The sequence below is a fragment of the Butyrivibrio sp. LC3010 genome, from assembly GCF_000424385.1.
GTDB lineage: Bacteria > Bacillota > Clostridia > Lachnospirales > Lachnospiraceae > Butyrivibrio.
Window position 1 is genome coordinate 77,558 of record NZ_AUJU01000004.1, and the last position, 16,087, is coordinate 93,644.

Consider the following 16,087-nt stretch of genomic DNA (forward strand, 5'->3'; position numbering starts at 1 on the left):
ATCTTGTTTCTGTAGACATATAGATATAGAAACATACTGTAATTCCGGTGCGGACCCATTCGCCCGCACCGGAATACAGATTTTTCAAGGCAATTTATGAAGAGTCTGTATAGACTTATTATATGGATGGATTTTAGATGAAGAGTAAGGGCTTTGCAAAGCAATTACCAAACCTCATATTTACAGTTATTTTTCTTGTCGGACTTGGAATATTTATGTATCCGTCCGTAAGTAATTATATAAATAGCAAGAACCAGAGTCATGCTATTTCAAAATATGATGAAGCTTTGGCAGCATTGAATGCTGAAGATTATGAAACATATTGGAATAAAGCAAAAGAATATAATGAGAAAATTGCAGCCAGAGGAATGAATTTCAACCTCACAGAGGAAGAACTGGCTGAGTACCATTCAACCCTGGATCCTACGGGAACAGGAGTAATGGGACATATTGAGATAGAGAAGCTTGGAGTTGACCTTCCTATCTATCATGATGTTACAGAATCAGTATTGCAGGTCGGTATAGGACATATACCCGGAACATCGCTTCCTGCAGGCACGACCGGATCACATGCACTTTTATCCGGACACAGAGGACTTCCGTCTTCTAAATTGTTTTCTGACTTGGATCAGATGATTGAGGGAGATACCTTCCTTTTACATATAATGAATCAGACCTTTGCTTATCAGGTAGACAATATACAGATAGTGCTTCCTGAGGAGACGCAGAGTTTGACGATTTATCCTGAAAAAGACTATGTCACGCTTGTGACGTGTACACCTTATGGTGTTAACACCCACAGAATGCTCGTAAGGGGCAGGCGTGTTGATTATAATGAAGAAACCAGACTGATAGTACCGGCGGATGCTGCTAAGATTAATAATCTTGTGGTTGCTCCATTTATAGCCGGACCAATAATACTAGTCTTATTTATATGGTTTGTAATTAGTACATCGGATCGTTTTAGAAAGAAAAAGATAAAAAAAGAGGATTTACTTCGTAATTGAGGTGCTTTATGAAGATTTTTAGCAAGCTGAAAAAACTGATACTTGGTGCGACTGTAATAAGCATGTCTGCATTGTTGGCATTGCCCGGAGCTACGGTTAATGCAGGATCTGATAATAATGGACCTGGTCATATAGATATGAACAGAGAGACGACATTATCCGTGTATTATTATTTTGATACTGTCGGAGATATTCCGGGATATGGAGAGATGGATGGTGTGAACACCAAGGTATATAAGATAGCATCTATCTCGGAGAATGGAGAATTTACCTTACTTCCACCATACGACTCTTTGGGATTGGAAGTGAGTGATATGCGTTCACTGGCTAATCAGGAGAAGTGGGATACTATAATTACAGAAGCAGGTAAGTGTGTTGCTCAGAATAACATTCAGCCAAGTTATCAGGGAACATCCGGCAATGATGGATTTACCAGATTGGGCAAAGTTGATAAGGGACTTTATTACGGAGTGAGTGATCCTTTGGTAAAGGAAGGAATACAATATAAGTATTTTGATTTTCTTTCTGTAGTTCCAGGTCCAAGTAGTATCGATGAAAATGGTAATAATCTTTGGGATGGAACATGGACGAATGCCCAATACGATGTTATAGCAATTCCAAAGAGAGCAGCAAACAGATTGGAAGAGGATCCTGAAGTGTTTGCAATTCATAAGCAGTGGGTTGATGATGGAGGAGAGGATAGACCTGATTCCATCAAAGTTAAAATATTCTGTGATGGGGCATATGCTGAGACTGTTGAGCTTTCAAATGAAAATAACTGGAAGTATTCATGGAATTACGAAAAAGGTCATACCTTTACGGTGGAAGAGGAAAACGATAATACAGGTTATACTCCTACTATTTCTCAAAATGAGAATACTATCGTAATAGTTAATACAAAGAAGCCTAAGCGCCCGGATCAGCCAAATGAGCCGGAGAAGCCAAACAAACCGAATAAGCCGGGTAAACCTTCCAAGCCGAACGAACCTGTAACTCCGGATACAGTAGATAGCCCGGGAGGCTCAACACCGCCAGATGATGGCGGAAGTGTTCTTGGTGCTATCAGAAAGTTTGTTGGTGAGCTTCCTGAGGTTCTGGGTGCCAGAAGACTTCCTCAGACAGGTCAGTTGTGGTGGCCGATTCCTGTCCTTGCGATTATGGGAATTATTCTTATAGTTCTTGGTTTTAGAAATGAACGTCGTAGAAAGAATGATTAACCTGGTCCAATACGATTCCCGTTTTTCTGAGGAAAAACAAGAATCTATAGCATTTTGGATAGTAGCAGATTAGTACATCGACTAAAAATCCGAAATATGATTGGGTAACGATGATGTAGTAGAAGAAAAACGATTGTTTATAAATGAGAAAAGTTTGAAATTGGGGCTTACTTAACTTAATCTATGGGGATAGCATTGGTATATTTACTGATGCTATCTCTATTATAATTCGGTATTAAGGTGGGCTTTTATATGAAGATAATTACAAAAGGACGGATAATGATTCTTCTGGGATTCCTGTGCTTTGGAATTGCAGCAAATATTGTTGTCAATAATGAGAAAGAGGATCTGGCAGCGGGAGTCAGTGCAGCAGGGCTCCTTGAAGGGGTAGAAGAGCAGATTACCAATGCTCCTATTGATCCAAATCCTACAGGTGAAATGAAATCCATTGATATTAATGGACAATCTTTTATCGGGATTATCACGATTCCGGCAATTGATATAAGACTTCCCATTCAGACAGAGTGGGCATCTCAGAATGCCAAGACATCTCCCTGCAGATATAAGGGTTCAGTTTATGAGAATAATCTTATAGTTGCAGGACATAATTATCAAAATCATTTTGGTAATCTTAAGAACCTTGTAGCAGGCGATAACATCATAATTACAGATGTGGATGGTCGTCAGTATTATTATGAAGTCACATATATGGAGGACATAGGTACATATGACGTGGATGCCATGGACGAAGGTGAATGGGACTTTACTGTATTTACCTGCACTATTGGTGGCGCAAGCCGCGTGACTGTCAGATGTGATTTTGTTAAGATGGTTGCTCCCGGATCAGGGGCATCTGTAACAAAGGAAATAGAGAATGCAGTTTCAGAGGATAAGGAATAATAGAAAAAGAGGTCTCCCACACGATGGAAGACCTCTTTTACGTTAATCAGTAAGCGCTTTTTGTACCCCCGTTCATAACCAACCAGACCACCGGAGTGGCTTTAAAAAATAAAGCCTTCCCGGTGGCCTTTTGAAATTTCGAGAAAGTTTGATCTCATGTAGGCAGGAATCCTACTGACCTAGATCTTCCTTCCTGGTCTTATGTCTACACCTTGTCTGCATCTTTTTAGTCCATGGCATATACTCGGCTGCCCGTGCAGGCTCATCTTTAAAGTCTCGGGCATGTTCCAAAAGCTCTGTCAGGTAAAGTTCAGGATCAAGGCTATTTGCAGCTGCCGTATCAATAAGAGACTTGATGATGGCAGCGGATCTGGCTCCTCTAGATGTATCGTGGAATAGCATATTCTTGCGGATGGTTGCATAAGATTTTGCGCAGCGTTCCGCTGCAGCATTTGAAAGCGGCAGTCTGCCGTCTTCCAGATACCGCATGAGTTTGTCCCAGTTATTGTGGGTGTAATTAACAGCCTTCTGGAGAGCAGAGCCTCCAGCCGGGTCAAGTGTTTCACACCATTTCTTAAAGGCATCCCAGTTTTTCTTTTCTTTTTTCAAACGTTCAGCCTTTATGACATCAGGATCTTTGCCTTTCAGCAGTGCTTCCTCCTGATATATTTTATTTATGGCCATGAAGCCTACAACAGCAGGGTCTTCATAGTTCAATGGTCCTGATTTATTTCTGATTGCCTCAAACCATTTACGCCTTACATGATCTGCGCATGTCAGCCTCTTGGCATTCTCCATCTTGTTGTATCCTGAGAACCCATCGGTCATAAGGTATCCCGAAAAATCTGATCCCAGGAAGTTTCGGCAGTTATAACCTCCTCTTGAGGGCTGATAATCATAGAGCAGCAGCGGCCTATCAGTCCCATACACAGATGCATAAATCCACATATAGCAATTCTGACGTCCGCTGATAGCCTTGTTTTTTTCCTCATCAGTATCGTCAGTCTCGTCAGCAGCTTCCGCTTCGCATTCCCTCCGGATCTCCACATAATCTATGTCAGCCACAACGTTAAGAGGCATTCCGTTTTCATCTGCAAGAGGCTCAAGTTCAACGATCTTATTTACCGGTGCAACTGTTTCATCTGCATTTACAATAAAGCGCTGCTTTATGAGCTGATGAAGAACTTCATACGGTATAAACAGTATGTTCTCAGCCGCCCAGATAAGCCAGCTGCTCATACATGCTCTTGATATATAGATTCCCTTACGTTCAAAGTGCTTCTCAAGCCTATAGTTAGGCACTCCCATCTGATATTTCTGATATCCTACAAAGGAAACAAGAGAGGGCGTAGCAAAGCTGTGCGGGATGAATGCAGGAGGTGCAACCGCACATTTGGTAATAAAAAGATCATCTTCTTCCTTGCAGTTCTTGCATATCAGCTTTTCTACATATACTTCATGATATATGATCTCTTCCGGGATGTGTTCAACCTCTGTGCGCACGTATTCCCATCCAAAATGACTCATTTCTGACTCGCAGAGAACACAGATCTTTTCTTCATCAGAAGCGTAGATCAGCTTATCTTCGCCCTTCTTGGCATTGGCAAGCAGTTCTTCCCTTGTACGCTTCTTTTTGCGCTCAGTTTTGGTGCGCTTATAGCTATTAACAGTGATCTTTTCCGCTGGTTTTTCTTCTTCAAGTCCCAGCATGAGCTTTTGCTCTGCGCTCATGGAATCAAAAAGACCAAGCTGCTTAAACTCTGTACCTTCATACTCGTCAAAGCGTTTGGCAGTTTCGGCTTTCTTGCCGAACATGTTCCTTCTGAACCATTCAAGCTCACGGGTCAGCTCAGCAATAGTGTCTGTCTGGCGGGCAATAGTTTCCTGAAGGCTTTTGTTCAGTTCCAATACCTGTGACAGAAGAAGTGACTGATCAATGGTATTCAGTCCAGCATCTGGCTTATATTCAGTTGGCTTTGTAAAAGTGGAATTGTTTTCGGAAGCCGACATGATTTATCTCCGTTTCTGTATATATTTTAACATCGATTAATCATGATTAATAGTTGTTAAAATGCCGAAAATACGGGACTTTTCGGCATTTTTGAAACGGATTTTTGTTCACTTTTTCATGAGAAAAACAGCTGATTCTATGATTCAGAAATCCTTTCCTTTACTCTTTGAGATTGAACTTTTTTGTTCAATCTCTAGCCCCTCAAGTAGCCACCTGAGCTGTTGCCTTGATAACTCAAGAGCCTCCGATCTGTTCCTTGGCCAGCGGTATCTTCCTGCATCCAACCTATGGTATAGCAATGTCATGCCGTCCGGCTCGGCGTGTAAGATTTTTATTCTGTCTGCGCGTCTTCCGCAGAAGAAAAATGCAGCATTGGCATAAGGATCCAGGTCGTAAACATCCTTAACGATTCCCATCAATCCCTCGATCGACTTGCGAAGGTCTGTCCTGCCAGTTATGAGATATATTTTCTTAACGCCGGAAAGATCCCCGATCATACTGTCTGCAGCACACTCAGGATGTTTTTGATAGTGGCTGCACTAGTTTCGTTGGAGAATTCAATGCTGATTCCAGATGGTATTGTAAGCCTTACAGTAGTTTCAAAAGTACTATCTGAGAGGCTGTTATTTAACTGAGTTACATGATGGTTATCAGTTAGATCTGGCAGTTTCTTTTGATGCACTGGTTGTGTTATGATTCCATTCTCGTCAATTGAAGCGATTTCAACAACTTCCTGTGGCAGTGACGCCCCAGCGTGGCTATTGTTTGGTATGGAACAGGCACTTTCCCGAAGCCGTCTAATTGCTCTATAGAAAGATGTAGGATGAATGTCATGCAGGGTACACCATGCTCTGTCAGTCAAGCCACTATTACGGCAGTCCTGGATCAGGCAAAGCCATTGTTCGTTACTCAGTTTTTTCTTTGTCATGCGAATCCCCCTTGTAAATGTGATACGTTTACTACACAGTGACTGGAAGAAATGTGAGCCGTTTACTACACATAATGTATCATCATGGTGTAGCAGTATAGCATAGCTGAAGTGTAGCTCTATCTTACAAGATCTATTTTATGGCAAAAAGAGACCCCCGTAACTACGGGGGAGTAAAAAGCGCTTACGTTAATCATCTGTCTGCATATCTTTAAGTTTATTTGCCTGTTTGAAAATATCTGAGAGTATGGATTTAAACTGATCAAATTCTTCAACAGCTCTTTCAGCGGAGCGGGCACCATCGTTTGAGAGTGCTGCAACTTCCTGACTGGTAGCTGAGAGATTTGAAATTCCGTCATTTATCTCTGTCGTAGAAGAGGAAATGGAATCCATACCACGCTCAATATCACTAAAGCGACTTAGCATATCAGCTACATTCTCATTTATACTGTCAAAACTGTTTCCGACAGTCTCAATCATCTCATTTTGTTCTGCAACGGAAGAAACTGTATCATCAATGCTGGACATTGCCTTTTGCACATCTTCTGTAAGTTCGTTGATGATCCTGGTGATTTCTGTAGATGCGTTGTTGGTCTCGCCGGCAAGATCTCGTACATCATTAGCAACAACCGCAAAACCTTTTCCTGCTTCGCCGGCTCTTGCGGCTTCTATACTGGCATTAAGGGCAAGTAGATTGGTCTGCTTGGATATCGACATGATGGCACCGACGATTTTCTGAACTTCCTCAACCTTATTGATAACTGCCTGAGTAGCTTCTACTGTAACCTGACTTGTATTTGAAACATCCTGAGATTTTGATTTCAGATCTCCAATCACGCGAACACCTTCACGCACTGCATCCTGAGTGTCTTGAGATGCTTTTGACATTTCTTTTGTGTGTTCGTCAGTAGTTAGTGTTTCATCTTGAATCTGTTGAACCTTTTCAGCCTGAATGGTGATGGCTTGAGCAGTGCTTTCCATACTTGTTGCTATATCATGCATTCCGGATTGCTGAGCATTTATTATATTCTGCAGGGAGGTAAGGCTATCCTGAGAGTTGTTAAAGAGATCAGAGATATTATTTGCGATGTCAGCCATCTTATTACCGGTCTCAAGGGCTTTTTCTGCGTTTTTACTTATTTTCGCATTATTCTCATCATTGAATTTTGTGAGAAGGCTTACGACACTTGTACTTGTTATAAATGCAAGACCGAGAGTTATGAATGCCGGAATAAAAGAAATGTTAAGGGAGCCTGTTCTGACGATTGTTTTAATGCAGGTGATAGCAAAGGAAATGCATATTGCACCGATACCGGCACGGCAGAGTCTTACGTTCAGATAAATGATGCTTGCTATAAGGATAGGTAATCCAAATGCAAAATACACCAGATTATCCTGAGCGATCATCAGTACAAAGTAAAATATTGTGGAGCCTGCCATAATAAGAATGGAGCCCATCTTGACTTCCGGGAATTTGAAATTACCGGCTAGAAGCATCATCATACCGACTATGGCACTCAAGATGATTGAAGCATTTCCAGCGGTAATACCTCTGTTTGTAATGTCTCCGATTGATAGTAAGACACCGCATCCTATAATTATGCTGCAAACTATAAAACTGACTTTATTCGCAAGTCTGAACTGTTGAGGATTCATATGCTGTCCTTTCTGCATTTTTTTTAATGCACAATTAAGCCATCATTATATATCAATAAGATTTTAACATGATAGAGAAGAATAAAATCTGAAAACAGTTTAAAATAATATAAAAAATTGATAAAAATCGAAATTTTACTCAACCTGTAATTTAGATGATATGAAGCGTTTATGGGTAAAAATAAATGTATGAGATAATAAAATATGGGGCAAATCACGTAGCTTTGAACTCAGCAAAGTGCAAACAGTAAGCTAGTGCTGCTGTCATTAAATACCTCGACTTATTTGATGACAGTAGCACTAGGTTTAAGAGGTTGAACATATTAGTGATAAATGTGCTAAAATAAGTAATGTTATGAGGAAGCTATAGTAAGCGTCAAAAGTATATGAAGTTTACTATAAAACATAATTTTTATATAACGAGAGGACGTAATAATGGCACTTGAAAATTTACAACCAACAGAAGTATTTAAATGGTTCGAAGAGATTTGTAAAATACCTCATGGATCAGGGAATCTTAAAAAGATAAGCAACTTTCTTGTAAAATTTGCTAAAGATAGAAATCTCTATGTAAGACAGGATAAGGAACTGAATGTAGTAATCAAAAAGCCGGGGACACCGGGTTATGAAGATCATGAGCCTGTAATTCTCCAGGGACACATGGACATGGTAGCGGTTAAAGAAAAAGGTGCTAAGATCAACATGGAGAAGGACGGACTTGATGTGACCACAGATGGTGAGTTCGTCTGGGCTAATGGTACAAGTCTTGGAGGTGATGATGGAATAGCTGTCGCATATGCATTGGCTCTTCTTGACAGCAAGGATATACCTCATCCGCCGCTTGAAATCATTATTACAACAAATGAAGAAGTTGGAATGGACGGTGCAGTTGCACTTGACTGCTTTGATATTACAGGTAAAAAACTGATAAATCTTGATAATGAAGAAGAGGGCGTAATGATTGTCAGCTGTGCAGGTGGCGCCCGTTTTCATGGATACCTGCCTCTTACCAGAGAAAATAAGAGTGGAATCAAGGTAAAGATACATGTAAAAGGTCTTCAGGGTGGCCATTCAGGTGAAATGATCGTTAAGGGAAGAGGAAATGCCAATGTGATTATGGGCAGACTTCTCCTCGAAATAACAGATGCTCTTGAGGTTGGCCTTATCAGCTTAAACGGCGGAGTTGCTGATAATGCGATAGCTTCAGATTGTGAAGCAGAGCTTCTCCTTATGGGACTTGCTTCTCAGATGCATGGCAAGATCAAAGGACCTGATGTATCATTCTTCTCACTTTTTGGAAAACTCTCATCAATAGCATATAAGGTTGAGGCGGACCTGAAGGCAGAGCTTGGAATTAAGGATCCCGGACTTTCCATTGAAGTTGAGGAAGTTGTTGAAAACAGTCTTCCGCCTGAAAAGACAGATATTTCAAATATGGAATCAGTCAATCTGGATTCAAGTGTTGACGCATATACTGAAATTCATGAGAAGCGCGAAGTTGTATCCGGAATTATACCCTGCTCAGAAGTTATAGAGCTTGCCAGATGTATCTGTGCAATGCCTTATGGTGTGCAGGCAATGAGCGCTTCTATTGAAGGTCTTGTGGAGACATCTCTTAACCTTGGAATTCTGAAGATTGTAAGCAATCAGTCAGGCGCTATAGAAGGGGCCAGTGCAGCAAGCCAGAGCGCCGGAACAATGACTGAAGCCTTCCTTCTTGATTATTCTGTACGAAGCTCGATTGCACCTGCCAAAGATGCACTTCTTAGAAAGATGGAAATCATAATTGAAAGCTTTGGAGGAATATTTGAGACAACCGGCGAGTATCCCGGCTGGGCATACCGTGAGGAATCTCCTCTTCGTGAGAAGATGCTTGAAGTTTATAAGAGACTTTATAAAAAGGATATGAGAGTAGAGGCTATTCATGCCGGACTTGAGTGTGGTCTTTTCTCAGAGAAAATCGAAAATCTGGACTGTGTTTCCATAGGCCCTGATATGCAGGATATCCACTCCACAAATGAGAAGCTGAGTGTAGCATCTACCAAGTCTACCTGGGACTACTTGTGTGCATTGCTAAAAGAAATGTAAAAAAATTATATATTCAGCCCGTTCAATCATGAAGATTGGACGGGCTTTTTATCTTCTGGAAAATCTGTTGGATTTTTAAAAATAAAAAGCGCTTCGCTTCGCGAGAATTTCACATTTGTTATTTTTATTCTTCTTAGATTCATACTAATAATTCTTTTCCCAGTTTTTTATAACTATATAACATATAAATATCAACGTATTATAGATATTGAATTAATTGATGCATTATTTAACAATTAATAATTGACGATATTTGAACGAAATATCCATTTAGTTGTATCATAAATAAATTTTATATAGTTAAATTAAATAAACTACGATTTTTATTCGATATTTGCCAAGTCTTGAATATTCAATTATTCATGGAAACTTTAACTTTTCAAGTACGAGTTTTGGAAGTTTTCTTTCATTTTCTGCTATTTTTTCTGAAATAAAATATTATATACTCCTCAACATAGGAATTAACAAATGGCAAAAGCCATTGCAGCTAGTAAAGGGGAAATGAGGAAAGCTATGAAAAATAAAACAATCAACAAGTATCTTGTAAAAACTGCAACATTGGGGCTTAGTGCAGCCATGATAATTCAGCCTGTAACAGCACTGGCTGAGGAAGCTGATGCACTTCCAAACAGTGATCAGCAGGTTGCAGAAGGGGAAACAAACAACGAGAAAACAGAAGAAGCTTCACTTAATGAAGAGCCCTTAGCTGCAGTTGAGGAAGCTAAAGCTGCTATAGATGCGGCTGTTAATTCAGATAAAAATATCCAGGAAGTAACTACTCCTGAAAATACTTCAGATAATGGTAACAATGAGACTTTTGATGATCAGTCTCTGACAGATACAAATGAACAGGCACAGAACGAAGCAGCTACTGAAAATCAGGCACCTGCACAAAGCGAAATGCCTGCTGAAAATCAGGCACCTGCACAAAGCGAAATGCCTGCTGAAAATCAGGCACCTGCACAAAGTGAAAAGCCTGCTGAAAATCAGACCTTCGTACAAAGTGAAGAACCTGCAGCAGATCAGGGAAGTGCTGAGAACGGAAATGCTGCAGACACTAAGGCATCCATAGAAAATGATATAAAGTCAGGGGATGTAGCACCTGCACAGATGGAAGTGCCGGAAGTAAATGATTCCGCTGACAATCAGGCACCACAGAATGATGCTTCTGCTGTAACAAATGACCCAGTAGACACAGAGCTCGGTAAAGCTAAGGAAGCTCTTGAAAATATTGAGAGTGATATAAATGTCCTTGATGAGAAAAATGAAAAAGCAAATAAGGCTATCAGCGCTTATGAAGAGGCAACAAATGAGGATGTCGTAGGGACTGTAGAGGTTGACAAAAATGTTGCGCAGGGCGCCGCAGGAACTGCTAAGAAGGCAAAAGAAAAAACTGATAAAGATGTAATAGATGCGAAGAATGCAGCAGATGCTGTTGAGAAAGAAGCCAAGAAGGAATATGAAACTGAACAGGCTGCAAATGAAGCAAAGAAAGAAGTAAAGAAATTTGTTGAAGAAGCCAATGATGCTGTAGAAGATGCAAAGAATCAGCTTGAAACAGCAGAGGGTGCTCTTAAGACAGCAGAGGCTTTGAAAGACAACGCAAAAGAAAAGGTTGATGCAGCTCAGACTGAATATGACAAGGCAGCAGAAGCTGTCAACGATGCGAAGAACGAACTTAAAGAGATTCTTGAGAAGAATGGACTTAATGATTCTGAAGATGCTGAAAATACTGGGCTTTCCGGAGATGTAAAGGCAACAATTGATGCAGCTGAGAGGGCTTATGAGAAAGCAGAGCAGAAGTTAAAGGATGCCGCGGATGATCTTGAAAAAGCTGAGAAAGCTCAGGAAAAGGCTGAAGCTAATGTAACCAAAAAAGAACAGAAGGTTCAGGATGCAAGTGAGGTGGTTTCCGAGAAAGAAGAGGAAGCCAGGGAAAAAGAAAAGGAAGCAAATAAGGCTCAGAAGAAACTTGAAAAGAGCAGCAAGGAATACGAAAATGCTAAGCAGGCAGTAGAGATTTGCGAAGAGAATGCCAAGAAATTGCAGGAAAAGGTTGATAAGGCTACTGATGAACGTGATAAGGCTCAGGACAAATATGACGCTGCTGTAAAAGATCTTGATGACGCTGCTAAAGATCTTATAAACAAATCAGATAAGTACAATAAGGCAGTTGGTGAGGTTGCTGATGCTGAGAAAACTGTAGATTCAAAGAAGAAAGATCTTGATGCTGCAACTAAAAAATATGGTGAAAAATCTGATAATGCCAAAGCTGCTAATAAGGCATATGAGGATGCAAAGGCTGATGTAAACAACAAAAAGGCTAATGCGAAAGAAGCTAAAGCGGAACTTGACAAGGCTATCGAAGCTAAGAAAACTGCATCCGGGATTGAAGCTATAGCTGCTGAAAAATTAAAGGGCTTAGAAGACGAACTTTCCCAAAAGCAGTCAGATAAGAAAAAGGCAGATGATAATCTAAATACTGCAAAGAATGCGCAGGAAGTGGCACAGGGTGTACTTGATGATGCAATTGCAGAGCTCAAGAAGATCACCGGAGATATTGAAAATGCAGAAAATTCTGTTAAAGGTCAGGAAGACATCATAACAGGAGCAACCGAAGAGATTACTAAGCAGAACGGAATCATCTCAGAAACTGATGGAAAAATCGGAGAAGAGAACAAAAATGTAAAAGATGCAGAAACTGCAATTGGTGAAGCAACAATAGCAAAGGATAAAGCAGAAAAAGATAAGTCCGACGCAGAGAAAGCCAAGGCAGGGTATGACAAGACTGTATCAGATCAGGAGGAGATAGAGAAAAATAAGACTGCAGAAATTGAAGGCCTTGATAAGCAAATCTCAGAAAAAACAGATGCCAAGAATGCTGCTGAAGAAATCGTAACAAATACTGAAAAGCAGATTACAGAAGAGGAAAAGAAATTAGTTAGTAAAGAAGATCTTAAGAAATTAGAGGATGAATCTTCAACTGCTAAAGATTTGGCTGATGCTGCTAAGAGTGAATGGGATACTAAGGCAGGTGAAGCAAACGAGGCAGAGAATAATGCTTCAGAGAAAGAAAAAATAGCTCAGGAAGCAAACACGAAATTTGAGGAATCTGAGAAAGCTGTAAGTGAAGCAGAAGGAAAAGTTAGTAAAGCAGAAGAGAATCTGGAGTCAGCTAATTCGAAAAAAACCGAAGCCGAGAAAAAATTAGAAGATGCCAGTAAGGAATATAAAGGTGCAAGTGATATTGAGAAACTGATGAATGATATCACAAAGAAAGATAGCGATCGAGGGAAGTTTTTATTATGGACCGGTGAAACAGAAAATAATGTAGAAATTGCTGAAGCTTTAATAGTTTATGATATTCTTCAAAAAAATAAAGAATTAAAAGCAACTGATTTATTCGTAGAATCAAATATTATTTTTGACCATTACATTAAAGTATATGAAGTTGTAAAGAAAAAGAATAAAGTAGATTATAAGTTAATTGGCACATATGATTTCCGTACATTGGATAAAAATGGTAAGGAACTATCAGTAATAAATCGAGGAACGACGGATCATATTGAAATTTTTGATAAAAACACGAAAAAGACTGTAATAGATGAGGCTACTTTCAAGGCTGGTAATACAGAATATCAGAAGAGTACACAAGAGGCAAGAAATGCCCTTGATGAGGCAGAAAAGCAGGTAGCAGCTGCAGAGAAAGCAAAATCAGATGCAACGAAAGAAAAGACTGATGCTCAGAAAAAATTGGATAGTGTAATTAGCAATAATAAAAAAGTTTATCGAGAAGCACAAAAAGCTAAGCAGAATGCTGAAGACGCAAGGAAGGCTGCCACAACGGCAAGTGAAGCTGCTAAAAAAGCTGAGGAAAACTTTAATACTGAAAATGAAAAATACATTGCCGCAGCTGATAAAGTAACTAAAGCGAATGAGAATAATAATGCGGTAAATAAGACAATTGAAGGCCTTCAGACAACTGTAAATAGCAAGAAGCAGGAGGCTCAGGGCTTAGGAGCTGATATAAATACTCTTAATACAGATAAGACTAATGCTGAGAAAGCAAAGAATGAAGCTTCAAAATTAAAGGGTGAGGCTAGTCAGAAAGCAGCTGCAGAAGGGGAGAAAATCAAACAAGCTGACCAGGCAATAACTGATGCAAATAATAAGCTGAATGAAAACAATACAAAGAAATCAGAAGCAGAGGGTAAGATAGCTAATTATAATTCCGTTAAGAAGGCTGCTCAGGATGTGATTGATAAGCAAAATGAAATTATTGAATCAGCTAATATTGTAATCAAAGGACTTAAGAATGATATTGATTCCTATAAGAATAGTAAGGATTCTAAAGATAAGGACATTATAAACGCCCAGGATGATCTTTTGAATAAAAAAGGAAGTCTGGCTGAATTACAGAAAGTGGCAGATGATGCAGCTGATAAGGCATCTAAAGCAGAAGCAGCAAGGAATACTGCAAATACTGAGTATGAAAAAGCAGAAAGTGATAAGGCAGCAGCTGAAAATGCGGTTGATGAAAAGAAAAAAGCTGTAGAAACTGCTAACGGTGAAGTTAAGAAAGCAGAAAAGTCACTGAAAAAGGCAAAAAATGAAAAAGATGAAGCCGATAAGAAACTGAAGGCTGCAGAGGATGACAAGAACAAAGCAGAAAAAGCTTATAAAAAGGCAATTAAAACCTATGGAGATAAATCTGATAAGGCTAAGGATGCAGAAAAAGAATTGAAGAAGGCTTCAGATACAGCAAAAAAAGCTTCTGAGAATCTGGATAAAATGTCAAAAGAGCTTTCAAAGAAGCAGGAAAAACTTGCAGATGCTCAAAAAGATCTTAAAAAGGCAAATAAGGAGCTTTCTAAAAAAGAAGATAAGCTCAACGATGCTAAAAAGGACTATGATAATAAACTTAAAGCCAAGAAAAAGGCAGATAAGGAATTAGAGGATGCAAACAGCGCTAAGTTTAAAGCAGATAAGGCTCTGGAAAAAGCTAACTCAGCTCTTACAAAAGCTAATGAAAAAATGTCAGATGCAAATGAGGCTGCTAAAAAGCTTGCAGAAGCTAAGGATATCGCAGAAAAGAAGCGTGATGCTGTTAAAGAAGCAAGAGACAAGGTACTGGCTCTTGCAGAAGAACTTAGAAAGCTTCAGGCTAGTGCAGGTGTTAGCTCCAAGGCTCTTGATGATATGAAAGAGGATTACAACGAAGCACTTAAGAGCTATAACAGCGCAAAAGAAAGTGCTAAGGAAGCGGCAAAAAACGTTGATCTTGCAAAGAAGGAAGCTGAAAGAGCAGAGGATGCTTACAATGCTGAGGGTAGCTTCAAAGTTGTAGCAACCATTGATGATAATAGTGCTGATGATAACCAGCAGGGCAATGGTTCAGGCGAAACTGAGCAGGGTAACGGTTCAGATGTCGCTGATCAAAATGGTAATGATGTGATTGCTAATCCTTCTAATGGAACTGGAAATAACGAATCTGATAGCAACGATTTACAGAACAATAGCGGAATTGTTGATAATGGTTCAGGCAGTAACGTAAGTGATAGCACCGGAAGTGCTTCACCTGTTGTAGCAGGCGAATCTGAGCAGGTTAATAACGAAACTTCAAATAACGAAACTTCAAATACCGAAACTTCAAATAACGCATCAGATGAAAATGTCTCTGATAATAAGAAGGATAAAAAGAATAAGAAGTCAAAGAAGGCTACTTCAAATAATGTAAATAATGATAGCAATCAGACTTCTGATCCGGAAAGCTCAAACGATAATGACTCTGTATCAGTTCAGGCTAAAAATTCTGATAAGGTAAACAGCACTACTGATAACAATACTTCTGGTAATACAACTAAGACTTTAGATGAGAAGCCTGCAGTACTCGGAGTAAGAAGAGAGAGAACACCCGGAGTTATTTCAGCAAAAGCAGCAGATAATGATTCTGCAAACACTGAGTCTGAAACTGTTGTTGCAGAAACTACAGATGCTGCAAATGAGATTGCAGAAGCTGAAGAAGCAGCAATAGAAGAGACAAAGAACGAGATAGCTGACATTGACGGAAGTGTAGAAGATAATGCTGAAGGAAAGACAACAGAAATTAAAGACGAGAATACAGCAAAATCAGATGCTCCTGCAAATGATTCCAAGCCATATTGGCTCCTTGCATTGCTTGGTGTAGTTGGTATCGGCTCCGGTGTTGCAATTGGCAATCAGGCTAAGAAAAAGAAGGCTACCAGGAAGGCAGACAAATAATAAAAGTTCAAATTTTAGC

Annotated in this window: 9 protein-coding genes; 5 read left to right on the forward strand and 4 right to left on the reverse strand. The window is 39.7% G+C overall.

Annotated features, from left to right (window positions below):
• Positions 1 to 137 precede the first annotated feature (137 nt).
• From G622_RS21575 to G622_RS24270, 3 genes are all read left to right on the forward strand, one after another.
• Positions 138 to 1,007 carry a class C sortase gene (locus G622_RS21575; protein ID WP_044957105.1) on the forward strand — a complete coding sequence of 290 codons (870 nt, stop codon included), beginning with the start codon at positions 138 to 140 and terminating at the stop codon, positions 1,005 to 1,007.
• Between the two features lie 8 nt (positions 1,008 to 1,015).
• Positions 1,016 to 2,224 carry a Cna B-type domain-containing protein gene (locus G622_RS0104375; protein WP_026509679.1) on the forward strand — a complete coding sequence of 403 codons (1,209 nt, stop codon included), beginning with the start codon at positions 1,016 to 1,018 and terminating at the stop codon, positions 2,222 to 2,224.
• 252 nt (positions 2,225 to 2,476) lie between these two features.
• Positions 2,477 to 3,124, forward strand: coding sequence for a sortase (locus G622_RS24270; RefSeq protein ID WP_049945675.1), 648 nt, complete (start codon positions 2,477 to 2,479; stop codon positions 3,122 to 3,124).
• Between the two features lie 171 nt (positions 3,125 to 3,295).
• Here the strand turns inward: G622_RS24270 and tnpC are convergent, their stop codons facing one another.
• From tnpC to G622_RS0104400, 4 genes are all read right to left on the reverse strand, one after another.
• Complete coding sequence (gene tnpC, locus G622_RS0104385) at positions 3,296 to 5,134, reverse strand: IS66 family transposase (RefSeq protein ID WP_026509680.1); 1,839 nt, start codon at positions 5,132 to 5,134, stop codon at positions 3,296 to 3,298.
• Between the two features lie 144 nt (positions 5,135 to 5,278).
• Positions 5,279 to 5,632, reverse strand: coding sequence for an IS66 family insertion sequence element accessory protein TnpB (gene tnpB / locus G622_RS0104390; protein WP_026509681.1), 354 nt, complete (start codon positions 5,630 to 5,632; stop codon positions 5,279 to 5,281).
• Positions 5,629 to 6,063: an IS66 family insertion sequence element accessory protein TnpA gene (tnpA, locus tag G622_RS24275; RefSeq protein WP_049945676.1), complete on the reverse strand. Its 435-nt coding sequence runs from the start codon at positions 6,061 to 6,063 to the stop codon at positions 5,629 to 5,631. Before tnpA ends, tnpB begins: the two co-directional genes overlap by 4 nt.
• 189 nt (positions 6,064 to 6,252) lie before the next feature.
• A complete protein-coding gene (locus G622_RS0104400; RefSeq protein ID WP_026509682.1) occupies positions 6,253 to 7,719 on the reverse strand; it encodes a methyl-accepting chemotaxis protein in 1,467 nt (488 codons plus the stop codon).
• A 435-nt stretch (positions 7,720 to 8,154) separates the two neighbouring features.
• Between G622_RS0104400 and G622_RS0104405 the strand changes: the two genes are divergently transcribed.
• Together G622_RS0104405 and G622_RS0104410 are read left to right on the forward strand one after the other, a co-directional pair.
• The gene (locus tag G622_RS0104405) at positions 8,155 to 9,807 is read left to right on the forward strand and encodes an aminoacyl-histidine dipeptidase (RefSeq protein WP_026509683.1); all 1,653 of its coding nucleotides are present in this window, start codon (positions 8,155 to 8,157) and stop codon (positions 9,805 to 9,807) included.
• A 513-nt stretch (positions 9,808 to 10,320) separates the two neighbouring features.
• Positions 10,321 to 16,068, forward strand: a complete 5,748-nt coding sequence (locus G622_RS0104410) for a hypothetical protein (RefSeq protein WP_155831413.1) — start codon at positions 10,321 to 10,323, stop codon at positions 16,066 to 16,068.
• The last annotated feature ends 19 nt before the right edge of the window (positions 16,069 to 16,087 follow it).